Source organism: Aliihoeflea sp. PC F10.4 (assembly GCF_054612275.1).
In genome coordinates, this window is the sequence record NZ_JBTSWH010000001.1 from 4,251,161 (window position 1) to 4,266,714 (window position 15,554).

A 15,554-nucleotide genomic window follows, 5' to 3' on the forward strand; every position below is an offset into this window, starting at 1 on the left:
GATCGCCCAACATGAAAAACGTCCAAACGATTGCAATCCGATGAAATTTCTCGATCAGGCCAAAGTCTATATCCGCTCCGGCGACGGAGGCGCGGGCGCGGTTTCGTTCCGGCGCGAGAAGTTCATCGAGTTCGGCGGGCCGGACGGCGGTGATGGCGGTCGTGGCGGCGACGTGTGGGCCGAGGCGGTCGACGGGCTGAACACGCTGATCGACTACCGTTACCAGCAGCACTTCAAGGCGCAGACCGGCGTTCACGGCATGGGCCGCAACCGTACCGGCGCGGGTGGCAAGGATGTCGTGCTCAAGGTGCCTGTCGGCACGCAAGTCTTCGAGGAAGACAACGAGACCGTGGTCTGCGATCTGACAGTCGTCGGCCAGCGGTTCCTGCTGGCCAAGGGCGGCAATGGCGGCTTCGGCAACCAGCATTTCAAGACCTCGACCAATCAGGCCCCGCGCCGTGCGAATCCCGGCCTTGAAGGCGAGGAGCGCACGATCTGGCTGCGGCTGAAGCTGATCGCCGATGCAGGCCTCGTCGGCCTGCCCAATGCCGGCAAGTCGACCTTCCTCGCCACGGTGACGGCGGCAAAGCCCAAGATCGCGGATTATCCGTTCACGACGCTCCATCCGGGCCTCGGCGTGGCGCGGGTCGATGCACGCGAATTTGTCATCGCCGACATTCCCGGCTTGATCGAAGGCGCACATGAAGGCGTCGGCATCGGCGATCGGTTCCTCGGCCATGTCGAGCGTACGCGCGTTCTTCTTCATCTCGTCTCCGCACGCGAAGATGATGTGGCGGGCGCATATGAGACCGTGCGCGGCGAACTCGAAGCCTATGGCCATGGCCTCGACGAAAAGCCCGAGATTCTTGCGCTCAGCCAGGCCGATACGGTCGATGAAGAAACGCTGGCCGCAAAGGCCGCCGAATTGGAAGAGGTAGCGGGGCATGCCCCGATGCTCCTTTCGGCGGCGACCAGTCAGGGCGTACAGGACGTGCTGCGTGCGCTGATGGCGGAAGTGACGTCCGCACGGTCGGCCGAAGCGCCGCCGTCAGACGATCCCCGGTGGGTGGCGGAGTAAGCCTCGTGGCCCTTCTGTCCGCCCACCGCCGCATCACCGTCAAGATCGGATCGGCGCTGCTCGTCGATCGCGCGACAGGGTTGAAGCGTGACTGGCTTGCGGGTCTGTGCGACGACATTGCGGGCCTGGCACAAAAAGGCTCCGAAGTTCTTGTCGTCTCGTCGGGTGCGATCGCGCTCGGCCGCAACATTTTGGGTCTTGGTCGTCGCGCGCTGCGGCTGGAGGAAAGCCAGGCGGCGGCCGCTGCAGGGCAGATCGCCCTTGCCGGCGCGTGGGCCGAAGAGCTTTCCCGCGTCGGCCTGCGCTCCGGGCAGGTGCTCGTCACACTCGGCGACACCGAGGAACGGCGGCGTTATCTCAACGCGCGTGCGACGATCTCGACGCTGCTCAAGCTCGATGCGGTGCCGGTCATCAACGAGAACGATACGGTTGCAACGTCCGAAATCCGTTATGGCGACAATGACCGTCTGGCCGCGCGTGTCGCGACCATGATGGGCGCCGACCTGCTCGTGCTCCTGTCGGATATCGACGGGCTTTATACCGCGCCGCCGGCGCAGGACCCCGATGCGCAATTTATCCCGCTGGTCGAAGCGATCACGCCGCAGATCGAAAGTATGGCGGGTGCTGCCGCGTCTGAATTGTCGCGTGGCGGCATGCGCACCAAGCTCGACGCCGGCAAGATCGCGACCGCCGCCGGTACGGCGATGATCATCACGTCGGGCCTGCGCAAAAATCCGCTCGCCGCGATCGATGCGGGCGAGCGGTCGACCTATTTCAAGGCGAGCGCCAATCCTGTGCGCGGCTACAAGACGTGGATTGCCGGCCAGCTCGAACCGGCGGGACGTGTGTCTGTCGATGCCGGCGCGGTGAGGGCGCTCGATGCGGGAAAGTCGCTTTTGCCGGCGGGTGTGACGCTTGTTTCCGGGCAGTTCTCGCGCGGCGATACCGTAGCGATCCTCGGCCCCGACGGGATGGAGGTTGCGCGCGGACTTGTTGCCTATGATGCAGGCGATGCCGTAAAGATCGCAGGGCTGAAAACGGCCGAGATCGAAAAGGTTCTGGGCTATCAGGCGCGCACGGCGATGATCCATCGCGACGACCTCGTCATGTCGCGCCTTACGAAGAAGGACAAGGTCGATGCTGACGACGCATGACGCAACGAGCGACATAGCCGGTTTGATGGAAGGCATCGGGCGCAAGGCCCGCGCCGCCGCGCGACCGCTTTCGCTGGCGTCGGCGCAGCAAAAGCATGCGGCCTTGATCGCCATGGCTGACGCCGTGATCGCCGGGCAGGTTGATATCCTAGCCGCCAATGCGATCGACATGGAAAATGGCGAGGAAGCCCGGCTTTCGCCCGCGATGATGGACAGGTTGAAGCTTGACGCCGGGCGCATCGGCGCGATGGCCGAAGGTATCCGTGCGGTCGCGGACCTGAAGGACCCGATCGGCGAAGTGATTGCCGAATGGGATCGTCCGAACGGTCTTCATATCGAGCGCGTGCGAACGCCGCTCGGCGTCATCGGCGTCATTTATGAAAGCCGGCCGAACGTGACGGCCGACGCCGGCGCGCTTTGCCTTGCGGCGGGCAACGCCGTGATCCTGCGCGGCGGCTCGGATTCGCTCAATTCCTCACGCGCGATCCATGCTTGCCTCGTCCAGGGTCTGAAAGCGGCCGGACTGCCCGAAGATGCGATCCAGCTCGTGCCGACGACGGATCGTGCGGCGGTCGGCGAGATGCTCAAGGGGCTGTCGGGCAATCTCGACGTCATCGTGCCGCGCGGCGGCAAGAGCCTCGTTTCGCGCGTGCAGACCGAAGCGCGCGTGCCGGTCTTCGCGCATCTGGAAGGCATCTGCCATCTTTACATCGACAAGGCTGCCGATCTCGACATGGCCGTGAAGATCGCCGTCAACGCCAAGATGCGCCGCACCGGGATTTGCGGATCGGCTGAAACGCTGCTGGTGGATCGCGCGGTCAAAGACACGCATCTTTTGCCGATCCTTGAAGCGCTTGATGGGGCGGGCTGCGAAATCCGTGCCGAAGACGACATTCGCGCCGTAGTCAGGAAGGCGAAGCCGGCAAACGAACAGGACTGGTCGACCGAATATCTCGACGCGATTATTTCGGTGAAGCTGGTCGACGGTGTTTCCGGCGCGATCGATCATATCGAGCATTATTCTTCGCATCACACCGAAGCCATCGTGACGGACGACGCGGCGACGGCGGAGCGTTTTTTCAACGAAATCGATTCGGCCATCCTTCTTCACAACGCCTCGACGCAGTTCGCCGATGGGGGTGAGTTCGGGATGGGGGCTGAGATCGGCATCGCGACGGGCCGAATGCATGCGCGCGGGCCTGTCGGTGTCGAGCAACTGACTTCGTTCAAATATCGCGTGCGTGGCCAGGGCCAGACGCGACCTTGAGCAGCGCGATTCCGCAGCATTATCTGCGCATGCCTCATGCCGAAAAGGGCATGGCCGTCGGCCTTTTCGGCGGCTCGTTCAATCCGGCGCATGACGGGCATTTGCTCGTCGCTGAGACGGCGCTTCGCCGCCTTCGCCTCGATGCGCTGTGGTGGATCGTAACCCCGGGCAACCCGCTGAAGGCCGGGCGCGATCAACCGTCGCTCGCCGACCGTATCGCATCCTCGCAGAGGCTTGCTACCGATCCGCGCATCAAGGTGACGGCTTTCGAAGCGGGCGCTGCCGTGCGCTATACGGCCGATACGATTGCCTTTGTCAGGGCACGCAATCCGGGCGTCGATTTCGTCTGGATCATGGGCGCGGACAATCTTCGCCAGTTTCACCTGTGGCAGCGCTGGCGCGACATCGCCCGCACGGTGCCGATCGCGGTGATCGACCGGCCGGGCTCGACCCTTTCGTTTCTTTCGGCCCGCATGGCGCAGACCTTTTCCCGCCATCGGATCGATGAAACGGATGCGGGCCTTCTGGCACGCATGCGCCCGCCCGCCTGGACGTTCATCCACGGCCCGCGTTCGCCGCTTTCATCGACCGCAATCCGGAGCGGGCGTATATCGTGATCGCGCGAGTGCCAGGGACGTCTTGAAACCTTAACGCGACTCTGCCTATCTAATGGACAGGGCAAATGCTGCCCTGCCTGTTGTTCTTGATCGAAAGGAAAAACGCTGAGAACAGCACTTCAAGAGAAGGCCGAAACCGTGCCTTCGTCATCCGGGATGACCCGCCTTGTCGAGCCGTCCCAGATCCTGAACTCGGTGCTTGCCAGTCTGGAAGACTCCAAGGCCGAAAACATCGTCCCCATCGACATTCAGGGCAAGTCCAGCCTCGGCGATTATATGGTCGTCGCGTCGGGCCGCTCGCATCGCCATGTCGCCGCCGTCGCTGATCATCTGATCCAGGCGGTCAAGGAGGCAGGGCTCGGCGTGCCGCGTGTCGAAGGTCTCGCCAGCGCCGACTGGGTGCTTGTCGATACCGGCGATGTGATCGTCCATATCTTCCGGCCCGAGGTGCGCGAATTCTACAATATCGAGAAGATGTGGCAGGCGCCCGATCTCGATGACGGAACCGTGCACTAGAAGGCACAGGATCGATTGACGGCGCGCCGGTCAGGACATCGGCGCGCGCGACGAACGGAGCGGGACGTTGCGTCTTTCCATTCACGCGGTCGGCCGCATGAAGGCCGGGCCGGAGCGCGATCTCGTTGCGCGCTATCTCGACCGGCTCTCAAAGGCGGGACCGGCCGTGGGGCTTGAGTTTTCCGGCGTCTCGGAAATCGCGGAAAGTCAGGCCCGCAGCGCCGAGCAGCGCATGCGCGAAGAGGCGCAAAAACTCGAAGCCACGATCGGCGACGCCATGCTCGTGCTTCTCGATGAGCGCGGCAAATCCATCGACTCGCGTGGCTTCGCCGGCTATCTTTCCAGGCAAAGAGACAATGGCGCACGCGGCGTTGTCGTTGCGATCGGCGGGGCAGACGGTCACGATCCGGCGTTGCGGGCAAGGGCCGATCTCGTTCTGTCCTTCGGCGCGCTGACCTGGCCGCACCAGCTCGTGCGCGTTCTTTTGGCCGAGCAGCTTTATCGCGCGACGACAATCCTCTCGAACCATCCTTATCATCGCGATTGAACTGCCGTTCCTGTTCACAACCCTCACATGGTTGAGCGTTCGTTAACGAACGCGGCGGCAGGATCGCACGGGACGATTCGGTTTGGATATGGCGCGCAGTTTTTCGACGATCAGGTGGATGACCCGCATCGCTTCGGCGCTGACGGCGCTTTTATGCGCCGGGCAGATCGCGCTGGCGAGCCCGGATGTCGACGACATCGCCGCGCTTGAATTGCGCCACTCCCAGTCGTCGGAAGAATTCGAAGCTATCAGTTCGCAGATCGTGGTCACGCGCGAGCGCGCCGCCGAACTCGAAGCCGAGGTCGACGCGGTGCGCAAGGATCACGCTGCCTTATCGGCCGCATTGGTCCAGGCGGCCAAGACCGAGCGCAAGCTTCAGCAGGATATCGAGGCGATCGCCGATCGGCTTGAAGGGATGCGGTATCGCGAGGACCGGCTGCGCGGATCGCTCGGCGAACGGCGCGAATTGCTGGCCGAGGTGCTGGCAGCCTTGCAGCGAATGGGGCTGAACCCGCCGCCGGCCGTGCTCGTCCAGCCCGAGCACGCGTTGGCATCGGTGCGCAGCGCGATCCTGCTCGGCTCGGTCGTGCCGGAAATGCGATCCGAAACGGTGGCGCTGCTCGATGATCTGAAGGAACTGTCTGCGCTCAAAACCTCCATTGAGGACGAGCGGTCGAAGCTTTTTCGCACCGTTGCCGATCAGGCCGGCGAAAAGCACCGTCTGGCCGGACTTGTGGAGGAAAAGCGCAAGCTGGAAGAGCGATCGCAAGCCGATCTGGCGGCCGAGCAGGCGCGCGCCTCCGCCATGGCCGAACAGGCCGATTCGTTGCAGGACCTGATAGCATCACTCGAAAGTGACATTTCGAGCGCACGCGATGCAGAAGTGGAAGCCGCGCGTCAGGCCGAGGAAGCGACCCGGCAGCGCGCCCGCGATCGCGCGCCGCAGACAGCGCAGAGCCTTCCTTTCAGTGCGCTCAAAAAACAGATAATCCTACCGGTTCGCGGGCAGATCGGGCCGCGTTTCGGCCAGCCCGACGTTGCGGGCCGACCTCTGATGGGCGACATGGTTCGGACACATTCGGGGGCAATCGTCACGGCACCTGCGGCGGGTACGGTTCTTTATGCGGGACCGTTCAGATCATACGGACAACTCTTGATCCTTAATGTCGGCGAAGGCTATCATATCGTCCTGGCAGGGATGAGTAGCGTGAGCGTCGCGCTGGGTCAGGCCTTGATGACGGGCGAGCCGATCGGCGCCATGGGAGAAGCCAGGGTGGCAAGTGCAGCCGCCTTCGGCAATGCGAACAACGGTCCGGAACTCTATGTAGAGTTCCGCAAAGATGGAAAACCCGTCGATCCCTCACCGTGGTGGGCGGAACGCAGTTCTGGAAGGACAGGAAATGATACGTAGAATGTCTCTTCTGATTGCCGGCGCGTTGATGGGCGCGTCCGCAATGAGCCTGGTCCATGGCGGCGTGGGAACGTCGGCTAACGCGGCAGGCTCGGAGACCTATCGGCAACTGGCGATCTTCGGAGACATTTTCGAACGCGTGCGCGCGCAATATGTCAGCGCGCCCGACGATTCGGAGCTGATCCAGAATGCCATCAACGGCATGCTGACATCGCTCGATCCGCACTCGTCCTATCTGACGCCCGACGACGCGCAGGACATGCGCGTGCAGACGCGCGGCGAATTTGGTGGCCTCGGCATCGAAGTCACGATGGAAAACGACCTCGTCAAGGTGATTTCGCCAATCGAGGACACGCCTGCGGCACGCGCCGGGGTTCTGGCTGGTGACTTGATCTCGCATATCGACGGCGAGGAAGTGCGCGGCCTCACGCTCGCGGACGCCGTGGACAAGATGCGCGGCAAGGTCGATACGTCGATCGATCTGACGATCGTTCGCGAAGGTGCCGCCGAGCCGATCAATATCGAGATCACGCGCGCCATTATCCAGGTTCGTGCCGTGCGTCACCGGGTCGAAGACGACATCGGCTACATCCGGATCAATTCCTTCACGGAAAAGACGCAGACCGATCTGGACGCGGCGATCGAGGATATCAAGTCACAGATCCCGGACGACGAACTCAAGGGGTACGTCCTCGACCTGAGGCTCAATCCGGGCGGTCTGCTCGACCAGTCGGTCAGCGTTTCGGACACGTTCCTCGACCGGGGCGAGATCGTTTCGACCCGTGGCCGCGAAGCCTCCAATGTGACGCGCTTCGATTCGCGGCCAGGCGATTCGATTGACGGCAAGCCGCTCATCGTCCTCATCAATGGCGGGTCGGCGAGTGCGTCCGAAATCGTGGCTGGTGCGTTGCAGGATCATAAACGCGCAACGGTGGTCGGATCGCGTTCCTTCGGCAAGGGATCGGTCCAGACCATCATTCCGCTTGGCGAGAACGGTGCCCTTCGCTTGACGACGGCGCTTTATTACACGCCGTCGGGCACCTCGATCCAGGGCACGGGCATCTCGCCGGACATCTCGGTCGATCAGCCGCTGCCGGAAGAACTGAGAGCGGCCGCGGCGGAAGCGACGCGCGGTGAATCTGCCTTGCCGGGTCATATTCGCGGTGAGCGCGAGGGTGAAGACGGCTCCGGTTCCTCGTCCTATGTGCCGCCGGAGCCCGAGGACGATATCCAGCTCAACTTCGCCTACGATCTTCTGCGCGGAGAACGGACCGATCCGTCTTTCCCGCCCAGTCCCGATCGTGCGGTGTTGCAGCAGTAGTTCAGGAGCGATCATTGTAATCCAAAGGCCGGCGAAGGCGACTTCGCCGGCCTTTGCATATTTGCCCAGGATGCAGGATTCTCGGCATATGATTCGGGATAGGGGCGAACGCAGTGCTTGATTTCGGCGACAGGGAAATCGACCGGCCGCTGGGGCTTGGACCACGCCCGAAGCGTCGACGCGAGCGCCGCGAGACGATCCGGCTTGCAACCGTTGCGGGGGCTGCGATCGTGCTGTTCGCGCTGTCGGTTGCGTCCATGCTTTATGATGACGGCCTTCGTTCGCCGCCACCCGTAGTCATCGCAACGCCGATCGAAGAAACTGCCCCGGCTGTAACTGAGCGGGCAGGTGGACCTTCGGTCACGCGTGTCGAGCCGCAGGGCGACGGACGTGTGACGGTGCGCGATCCTGCATCGCTGTCGCAGGGCGCGGTCATGGCGCATCTGCCCGACCCCGATCTGATCGAGGCTTCCGATTTCGGGCCGCTTCCGCGCCGCGCGGAGGATGGACGTCGTCCCTTCGACGTCTACGCGCGGCCGTGGTCAGGCGCGCGCGGCGCGCGTATCACCATCGTCGTTGGTGGGCTGGGGCTGTCGCAGACAGGAACGCAGCGCGCGATCGAGGTGCTGCCGGCGGAAGTCACGCTCGCATTCGCGTCGGCCGGAAACAGCCTCGACCGCTGGATGCAAAATGCACGGCGCAAGGGCCACGAAATCCTGATGCAGGTGCCGATGGAGCCATTCGATTATCCAAGCGTCGATCCGGGGCGCGGCACGCTGACGGTGGGCGCCGATCCGTCAGGTTTCCGCGAGGAGCTTTACTGGTCGCTCGGGCGCATCACGAACTATACCGGCATCATGAACCATATGGGCGCGCGGCTGGTGAGCGATCAAAGCGCGGTACGCGAATTGATGGCGGAACTTGCCGATCGCGGGCTCGGCTATCTCGACGACGGATCGTCGGCCCGCAGCCTTGCCGCCGACGAGGCCCAGACCTCCGGTGTGCCGTTTGCCGCCGCAGACGTCACGATCGATGCGGTTCGCGATCGCGGCGCGATCCTCGAAAGGCTCGACGAGGCGGAAAGGATCGCGCGCGCAACCGGCTCGGCAGTCGTGGTCGGGGCGGCTTTCGACGTGACGGTCGACGCCGTTACGTCATGGGTCGCCGAAGCGCGTCGTCGCGGTATCGAGATCGTTGCCTATTCGTCGCTGGCCACCGACCCCGAGCGCAGATAAAACGGCCGTCATGACAAAGCAGCTTCCTTACCGGCCTTGCGTCGGCATCATGGTCTTGAACCGGGACGACCTCGTATGGGTCGGGCGGCGCATTGCCGAACCCGATGGCGAGATGGCCGGTGCGAGCCGCCTCTGGCAGATGCCGCAAGGCGGCATCGATCCGGGCGAGGACCCGCTCGTCGCCGCCCGCCGCGAACTTTACGAAGAGACGGGCATGCGCAGCATTTCCCTGATCGCCGAGGCACCGGACTGGATCGACTATGACCTGCCGGAACATCTCGTCGGGATCGCGCTCAAGGGCAAGTATCGCGGGCAGACGCAACGCTGGTTCGCCTTCCGCTTCGAAGGTGAGGACGGCGAAATCGAGATCGACCCGCCGCCTGGCGGCCATTCGGCCGAATTCGACGACTGGGCGTGGAAGCCGATGCAGGAATTGCCGGACCTGATCGTTCCGTTCAAACGTGGCGTTTATCTTTCGGTCATCGAGGCGTTCGGCCATCTGGCTCCAGCCGGCCGGACCGCATGACATTCTCGCTGATTGCCAGATGTGCCCGCACCGGCCAGTTCGGTATCGGCGCGGTGACGGCGATGCCGGCAGTCGGCAAGCTTTTGACCTATGCGTGGCCGAAAGCAGGAGCGGTGGCCACGCAGGCGCTGGTCAATCCGTATCTGGGTATCGACGGGCTGACGCTGCTGCGCGAAGGCAAGAGCGCCGAAGAGGTTCTGCGCATTTTGAAAGGTGACGATCCGGAGATCGAGAATCGCCAGTTCGCGGTGATGGACGCGACGGGCAACGGTGCTGTGTGGACCGGAAGCGACTGCATCGACTGGGCCGGCCATGCGATCTTTCCAAACCTGACGATCCAGGGCAACCGGCTCGAAGGACCGCAGGTGATAGCCGCCATTCGCGATGCTTTCGACGCCCATGCCGATCTTCCGCTCGCCGGAAGGCTCGTCGAGGCGGTTGCGGCCGGAGACGCCAGCGGTGGCGACCGCAAGCAAGAAAAGTCGTCGACGGTCTATGTCGTAGACACGGAAGAATATCCGCTCTGGGATGTCCGGGTGGATGAGCACGACGATCCGATCGCGGAATTGCGGCGCGTCTACGCGGTCTTCTCGCGCGATCTCTATCCGCACATCAAACGCATGTCGACGCGCGCCAACCCCATGGGCGAGATCGACGATCGCGCCGTATAGACCGAACTTCAGGGAAACGTTAAGAACTTGTGGGATGCTTAAGGTAATGCCTTGGCCCGCAGATCGTGACGTCTTTAGGCAGGTAACAATTCTTGACGCGCGATACTGGTGACGTCGTGGCAAATAACGTGGTTTTCAACGACAGGACGACTCGATGACGAGACGCTATTTCGGGACCGACGGCATTCGCGGCCGCGCCAACAAATTCCCGATGACGGCCGAGACCGCTATGCGCGTCGGCATGGCGACCGGATTGTCATTCCAGCGCGGCACGCACCGTCACCGCGTCGTCATCGGCAAGGATACGCGCCTGTCGGGTTACATGATCGAAAACGCCATGGTCGCGGGCTTTTGCGCGGCAGGCATGGACGTCTTTCTGCTTGGACCTATCCCCACTCCGGCGGTGGCGATGCTCGCCCGTTCGCTTCGCGCCGATATTGGCGTGATGATTTCCGCCTCGCACAATCCCTTCTTCGACAACGGCATCAAACTGTTCGGGCCGGACGGCTACAAACTGTCGGACACGATCGAGCAGGAAATCGAGGATATGATCGATGGCGATCTCGATCAGGCTCTGGCGACGTCGGACGGGCTTGGCCGGGCCAAGCGCATCGACGGCGTTCAGGACCGTTACATCGAGTTCGCTAAGCGCACCTTGCCGCGCGCCATGTCGCTGAGCGGTCTTCGCATCGTCGTCGATTGTGCGAACGGTGCAGCTTACAAGGTCGCTCCCAACGCGTTGTGGGAGCTTGGCGCCGATGTCGTGACGATCAACGACGATCCGAACGGTTTCAACATCAACGAGGATTGCGGATCGACCCATCCGCTCAATCTGTCGAAAAAGGTTCACGAGGTCCGCGCCGATATCGGCATCGCGCTCGACGGTGACGCGGATCGCGTCGTCATCGTGGACGAGAACGGCACCGTCATCGACGGCGACCAGATCATGGCGCTGATTGCCGAAACCTGGCACAAGGCGGGCCGTCTTGCCGGGGGCGGGCTGGTCGCCACGATCATGTCGAATCTCGGCCTCGAACGCTTCATGGGCGATCTGGGCCTTGGTCTTCACCGCACGAAGGTCGGCGACCGTTACGTCGTCGAGCACATGCGCGCCCACGGGTTCAATGTCGGCGGCGAGCAATCCGGCCATGTCGTTCTCACCGACTTTTCGACGACCGGCGACGGTCTCGTCTGCGCTCTCCAGGTGCTGGCTTGCGTCAAGCGTGCCGGAAAGCCGGTAAGCGAGGTGTGCAGCAAGTTCGAACCCGTGCCGCAGCTCTTGAAGAATGTGCGGTTTTCCGGCGCATCACCGCTCGAGACCGAGCCGGTCAAGCAGGCGATCAAGGATGCCGAATCCATGCTCGGCAAGACGGGACGGCTCGTCATAAGGCCGTCGGGAACCGAACCGCTGATCCGCGTTATGGCGGAAGCGGACGACAAAGCGATGGTCGAGAAGGTCGTGGACGAGCTCGTCCAGGTGATCGCGACTGCCCGCAGCGCCGCCTGATCAAGTCCGTTTGAATTCGAACAAAGACAAAGCCTCGGTATCGCGGGGGCTTTGTCTTTGTTGCGCCAAGAATGGTTTCGGATACGCTTTATTAAGGTAAATAATTAGGGTTAAGCAGCATTTAACCTTTGCCGTGCATCTTCACGTCCGAACCAGTTTACCGGGGGTGGCTAAGCGTCCCGGCGCTTCGTGAGGTGAAGAGCATGAAATCGATCAACGTCGCGGCATTGGCCGTAGCCGGCATCATCGCCATCCCGGCCGTTCCGGCCCTTGCGGCGGATATTTATCAAGAGCCGGTCTACAAGGACTACATTCCCGAGCAGCCCGTCGCGTTCGGCGGCTGGTATCTGCGCGGCCACATCGGCATGTCGAACCAGCGCTTCAAGGGCCTCGATTATTTCCGTTATGACGATCCGGCGATCGATGTCATCTGGCTCGACAAAGGCGGCTTCGGTTCTGCGCCGATCTTCGGTGGCGGCATCGGCTATCAGTTCAACGACTGGTTCCGCACCGACGTGACGGCCGAGTATCGCGGCAAGTCGAACTTCACGGCGCTCGACCGGATCACGGCTGCGGGCGATCCGGACACGATCTTCGGCATCAACGATTACCGCGCCAAGAAGTCCGAAGTTCTGCTTCTTGCGAACGTCTATGCCGATCTGGGCAAGTATGCCGGTCTGTCGCCCTATATCGGCGCGGGCATCGGCGCGTCGCGCAATACCATTTCCGGGTTCAACGACAGCAACATCTTCACCGGCGGCGGCGGCTATGCCGACAGCAACTCGCAGTGGGAACTGGCCTGGGCTCTTCACGCGGGCGTCAGCTACGACCTGACCGAACGCGCTGCCATCGATTTCGGCTACAGCTATACGTTCCTCGGAGACGGCCAGACGGGACCGGGGCAGAATTACGATCCGTCCTTCACGGTTCCGAACGATGGCTGGACCTTCAAGGACCTTCAGTCGCACGACCTGAAACTGGGCTTCCGCTACAAGTTCAACTAAGCGAAACGCATTCACGAGAGGCCCGGCATCGTCCGGGCCTTTTGTTTTCGCGCGGATGCCTCCTGCTAACTGGTTGTTATCCTTAACCGCGAATTAACCGGCATGGTTAATACTGCTCGCAATCGGGAGTTCGGACGCCCGTCGCCAGCCATCGGAGTTCAACCAATATGCGGACCGCATTGCGCCTTCTCGCTTCCACAGCATTCGTCGCCACGCTATGCGGCGGCGCTTTCGCCGCCGATTACAATCCGCCGATCTTCATCGAGCAGGCGCCCGAATACGTGCCGGTCGAAGTCGGCTCGGGCTGGTATCTGCGCGGCGACGTGACCTACATCGCCTCTGATCCGATCTATGATTTCGATCCCATCGTCGGCGATCTTCGCAACAACCGGTTCGCCGGCTCGGTGGGTATCGGCTACCACTTCAACGATCTCCTGCGCTCCGACGTGAATGTTGGGTTCGTCGGAAGCGATCGCTACCGCGTGGACACGGCTCTCTCTGGTACGCTCGAAGATGAGAACAAGGCGTGGTACGGAATGGCCAACGCCTATCTCGATCTCGGTACGATTGCCGGGTTTACGCCCTATGTGGGCGCGGGTATCGGCGTGCTTCATACGCGCAATTCCAGCGACTTCATCTTCCCTGTCGAGATCGATTCCAACCAGTACCGTCTCGCCTACGCGCTCAATGCAGGCGTGAACTACCAGATCAGCGACAATCTGTCGGTCGATCTCGGCTATCAGTATCTCGACTCGCCCAAGACCGAATATCGCGACTTCAACACCGCGACCATCGAAGAAGGCGTCGATTATCACCAGATCAAGGTCGGCCTGCGCTACGACCTCTGGTAGGAGCGCTTCCATACTGAATGAACAGGCGGGCCTCGGTCCGCCTTTTTTGCGCGTGCCTGTTTTGCGACAGATGCTTTCCTCTTGACGCCGTTTTGCGAAAGGAATATCGCCGTCCGTGGGCCACTCCTCCCCAACGAGGAGCTATCTATCTGGAAGGATAGCCACGATGACGACCACTATTCCCACGCCCGAATTGCGTGCGACGTCCAAGCCGGAAACCCGTCCGGCAAACCCCAATTTTTCTTCAGGTCCCTGCGCCAAGCGTCCCGGCTGGTCGCTCGATGCGCTCGCCGACGCGCCGCTCGGCCGCTCGCATCGCGCCAAGGTCGGCAAGGCGAAGCTGCAACAGGCTATCGACCTGACCCGCGACGTGCTTCAGGTTCCTGCCGACTACCGCATCGGCATCGTACCGGCATCGGACACCGGCGCGGTCGAGATGGCGCTGTGGTCGCTGCTCGGCGCGCGCGGCGTCGACATGGTTGCGTGGGAATCGTTCGGCTCCGGCTGGGTCACCGACGTTCTCAAGCAGTTGAAGCTCGACGACGCCCGCAAGATCGAAGCGCCATACGGCGAACTGCCGGACCTTTCGCAGATCGACTTTTCGCGCGACGTGGTGTTCACCTGGAACGGCACGACTTCCGGTGTTCGCGTGCCGAACGGCGATTTCATTCCGGCCGACCGCGAAGGGTTGACGATCTGCGACGCGACTTCCGCTGCGTTCGCCCAGAAGCTCGATTTCGACAAGCTCGATGTCGTGACCTTCTCCTGGCAAAAAGTGCTGGGCGGCGAGGCCGCGCACGGGATGTTGATCCTGTCGCCGCGCGCTGTCGAAAGGCTCGAGAACTACAAGCCGGCTTGGCCGCTGCCGAAGATTTTCCGCCTGACGTCGAACGGCAAGCTGATCGAGGGCATCTTCAAGGGCGAGACGATCAACACGCCGTCGATGCTGTGCGTCGAAGATTATATCGACGCGCTGCAATGGGCGCAGTCGCAGGGCGGCCTCGACGGGCTGGTCGCGCGTGCCGACGCCAATTTCAAGGTCATCGACGATTTCGTTGCGGCGTCGGACTGGGCCGGGCATCTCGCCGTCGATCCTGCGACGCGCTCGAACACATCGGTCTGCCTGTCGATCGTCGATCCGGCTTTTACGGCACTTGCCGACGACGAGCAGCAGGCATTTGCCAAGGCGATGGTCTCCGCGCTCGACAAGGAAGGCGTCGCCTTCGATATCGGCGCCTATCGCGATGCGCCTGCGGGTCTTCGCATCTGGGCCGGTGCGACGGTCGAGGCCGCCGATCTTCAAGCCCTGATGCCCTGGCTCGACTGGGCATTTGCCAGCCAGAAGGCCACGCTCAAAGCGGCTGCGTGATCCATGCGCAGCTTCGTGGCGGACACGCTCGCGCTGGTGATATTCTTCACCATCGCCAGCGGATTGAATGAGCGCTTCATCGCCGGCATGTCGTGGGACGAAGTCACGACATCGCGGTTGATCGGCGCGCCATTGATGGTGCTGACCGCGCGTCCCTACACGCTTTGGCGGAACTTTGTGTTCGACAAGGCGAAGCCGACGACCAGATGGGCTTCGCTGTCTGTCGACAGCTTCGCGCTGCTTGCGTTCCAGGTGCCGATCTACATCGCGATCATCATCGCAGGCGGCGCTGAGGGCAGCGGCATCTTGTGGGGCACGCTCGGTTTCGCCGCGCTCATGTTCGTTCTCGGACGCCCTTACGGGCTCTGGCTCGAATTCGTCAGAAAAGGCTTCGGGCTGGATGGCCCGGGCCAAAAACCGATGTCGCTCGGCGGCTGAGGTTCACTCCATTTCATCTCATTGCGGCTTTGGCCGATCACT

16 protein-coding genes are annotated in these 15,554 nt (G+C 62.4%); all 16 read left to right on the forward strand.

From position 1 onward, the window contains the following. The first annotated feature begins 40 nt into the window (after nucleotides 1-40). The 16 genes from obgE (at nucleotide 41) to alaE (ending at nucleotide 15,512) form a co-directional block, all read left to right on the forward strand. Nucleotides 41-1,078, forward strand: coding sequence for a GTPase ObgE (obgE, locus tag ACX82Z_RS21365; protein WP_459591096.1), 1,038 nt, complete (start codon nucleotides 41-43; stop codon nucleotides 1,076-1,078). A 5-nt stretch (nucleotides 1,079-1,083) separates the two neighbouring features. Continuing rightward, complete coding sequence (gene proB / locus ACX82Z_RS21370) at nucleotides 1,084-2,232, forward strand: glutamate 5-kinase (RefSeq protein WP_459591097.1); 1,149 nt, start codon at nucleotides 1,084-1,086, stop codon at nucleotides 2,230-2,232. Continuing rightward, entirely contained in the window at nucleotides 2,216-3,499 is a 1,284-nt protein-coding gene (locus ACX82Z_RS21375; RefSeq protein ID WP_459591098.1) for a glutamate-5-semialdehyde dehydrogenase, read from the forward strand. The genes proB and ACX82Z_RS21375 overlap by 17 nt, the downstream gene beginning before the upstream one ends. A gap of 29 nt (nucleotides 3,500-3,528) precedes the next feature. Further along, nucleotides 3,529-4,116, forward strand: coding sequence for a nicotinate-nucleotide adenylyltransferase (locus ACX82Z_RS21380; RefSeq protein WP_459911933.1), 588 nt, complete (start codon nucleotides 3,529-3,531; stop codon nucleotides 4,114-4,116). 156 nt (nucleotides 4,117-4,272) lie between these two features. Beyond that, nucleotides 4,273-4,632, forward strand: coding sequence for a ribosome silencing factor (gene rsfS, locus ACX82Z_RS21385; protein WP_459911934.1), 360 nt, complete (start codon nucleotides 4,273-4,275; stop codon nucleotides 4,630-4,632). A gap of 67 nt (nucleotides 4,633-4,699) precedes the next feature. Beyond that, on the forward strand, nucleotides 4,700-5,179 hold the full coding sequence (rlmH, locus tag ACX82Z_RS21390; protein ID WP_459591099.1) for a 23S rRNA (pseudouridine(1915)-N(3))-methyltransferase RlmH: 480 nt from the start codon (nucleotides 4,700-4,702) through the stop codon (nucleotides 5,177-5,179). A 118-nt stretch (nucleotides 5,180-5,297) separates the two neighbouring features. Next, nucleotides 5,298-6,590: a murein hydrolase activator EnvC family protein gene (locus tag ACX82Z_RS21395; RefSeq protein ID WP_459591100.1), complete on the forward strand. Its 1,293-nt coding sequence runs from the start codon at nucleotides 5,298-5,300 to the stop codon at nucleotides 6,588-6,590. Continuing rightward, a complete protein-coding gene (locus ACX82Z_RS21400; RefSeq protein WP_459591101.1) occupies nucleotides 6,580-7,911 on the forward strand; it encodes a S41 family peptidase in 1,332 nt (443 codons plus the stop codon). The genes ACX82Z_RS21395 and ACX82Z_RS21400 overlap by 11 nt, the downstream gene beginning before the upstream one ends. 113 nt (nucleotides 7,912-8,024) lie before the next feature. Next, the gene (locus ACX82Z_RS21405) at nucleotides 8,025-9,146 is read left to right on the forward strand and encodes a divergent polysaccharide deacetylase family protein (RefSeq protein WP_459591102.1); all 1,122 of its coding nucleotides are present in this window, start codon (nucleotides 8,025-8,027) and stop codon (nucleotides 9,144-9,146) included. A 10-nt stretch (nucleotides 9,147-9,156) separates the two neighbouring features. Beyond that, entirely contained in the window at nucleotides 9,157-9,672 is a 516-nt protein-coding gene (locus tag ACX82Z_RS21410) for an RNA pyrophosphohydrolase (protein ID WP_459591103.1), read from the forward strand. Next, on the forward strand, nucleotides 9,669-10,343 hold the full coding sequence (locus tag ACX82Z_RS21415; protein WP_459591104.1) for a DUF1028 domain-containing protein: 675 nt from the start codon (nucleotides 9,669-9,671) through the stop codon (nucleotides 10,341-10,343). Before ACX82Z_RS21410 ends, ACX82Z_RS21415 begins: the two co-directional genes overlap by 4 nt. 154 nt (nucleotides 10,344-10,497) lie before the next feature. Further along, nucleotides 10,498-11,850, forward strand: a complete 1,353-nt coding sequence (gene glmM / locus ACX82Z_RS21420) for a phosphoglucosamine mutase (protein ID WP_459591105.1) — start codon at nucleotides 10,498-10,500, stop codon at nucleotides 11,848-11,850. A 203-nt stretch (nucleotides 11,851-12,053) separates the two neighbouring features. Continuing rightward, a complete protein-coding gene (locus tag ACX82Z_RS21425; RefSeq protein WP_459591106.1) occupies nucleotides 12,054-12,854 on the forward strand; it encodes an outer membrane protein in 801 nt (266 codons plus the stop codon). A 167-nt stretch (nucleotides 12,855-13,021) separates the two neighbouring features. Then, on the forward strand, nucleotides 13,022-13,705 hold the full coding sequence (locus ACX82Z_RS21430; RefSeq protein ID WP_459591107.1) for an outer membrane protein: 684 nt from the start codon (nucleotides 13,022-13,024) through the stop codon (nucleotides 13,703-13,705). 166 nt (nucleotides 13,706-13,871) lie between these two features. Then, nucleotides 13,872-15,074, forward strand: a complete 1,203-nt coding sequence (locus ACX82Z_RS21435) for a phosphoserine transaminase (RefSeq protein WP_459591108.1) — start codon at nucleotides 13,872-13,874, stop codon at nucleotides 15,072-15,074. Between the two features lie 3 nt (nucleotides 15,075-15,077). Beyond that, nucleotides 15,078-15,512, forward strand: coding sequence for an L-alanine exporter AlaE (gene alaE / locus ACX82Z_RS21440; RefSeq protein ID WP_459591109.1), 435 nt, complete (start codon nucleotides 15,078-15,080; stop codon nucleotides 15,510-15,512). The last annotated feature ends 42 nt before the right edge of the window (nucleotides 15,513-15,554 follow it).

Coding starts and splice junctions, on each gene's coding strand:
- rsfS (WP_459911934.1), top strand. CDS start 4,273: ATGACCCGCCTTGTCGAGCCGTCCCAGATCCTGAACTCGGTGCTTGCC.
- ACX82Z_RS21415 (WP_459591104.1), top strand. CDS start 9,669: ATGACATTCTCGCTGATTGCCAGATGTGCCCGCACCGGCCAGTTCGGT.
- ACX82Z_RS21410 (WP_459591103.1), top strand. CDS start 9,157: ATGACAAAGCAGCTTCCTTACCGGCCTTGCGTCGGCATCATGGTCTTG.
- ACX82Z_RS21430 (WP_459591107.1), top strand. CDS start 13,022: ATGCGGACCGCATTGCGCCTTCTCGCTTCCACAGCATTCGTCGCCACG.
- ACX82Z_RS21425 (WP_459591106.1), top strand. CDS start 12,054: ATGAAATCGATCAACGTCGCGGCATTGGCCGTAGCCGGCATCATCGCC.
- obgE (WP_459591096.1), top strand. CDS start 41: ATGAAATTTCTCGATCAGGCCAAAGTCTATATCCGCTCCGGCGACGGA.
- ACX82Z_RS21435 (WP_459591108.1), top strand. CDS start 13,872: ATGACGACCACTATTCCCACGCCCGAATTGCGTGCGACGTCCAAGCCG.
- ACX82Z_RS21380 (WP_459911933.1), top strand. CDS start 3,529: ATGCCTCATGCCGAAAAGGGCATGGCCGTCGGCCTTTTCGGCGGCTCG.
- ACX82Z_RS21395 (WP_459591100.1), top strand. CDS start 5,298: ATGACCCGCATCGCTTCGGCGCTGACGGCGCTTTTATGCGCCGGGCAG.
- glmM (WP_459591105.1), top strand. CDS start 10,498: ATGACGAGACGCTATTTCGGGACCGACGGCATTCGCGGCCGCGCCAAC.
- ACX82Z_RS21400 (WP_459591101.1), top strand. CDS start 6,580: ATGATACGTAGAATGTCTCTTCTGATTGCCGGCGCGTTGATGGGCGCG.
- ACX82Z_RS21375 (WP_459591098.1), top strand. CDS start 2,216: ATGCTGACGACGCATGACGCAACGAGCGACATAGCCGGTTTGATGGAA.
- alaE (WP_459591109.1), top strand. CDS start 15,078: ATGCGCAGCTTCGTGGCGGACACGCTCGCGCTGGTGATATTCTTCACC.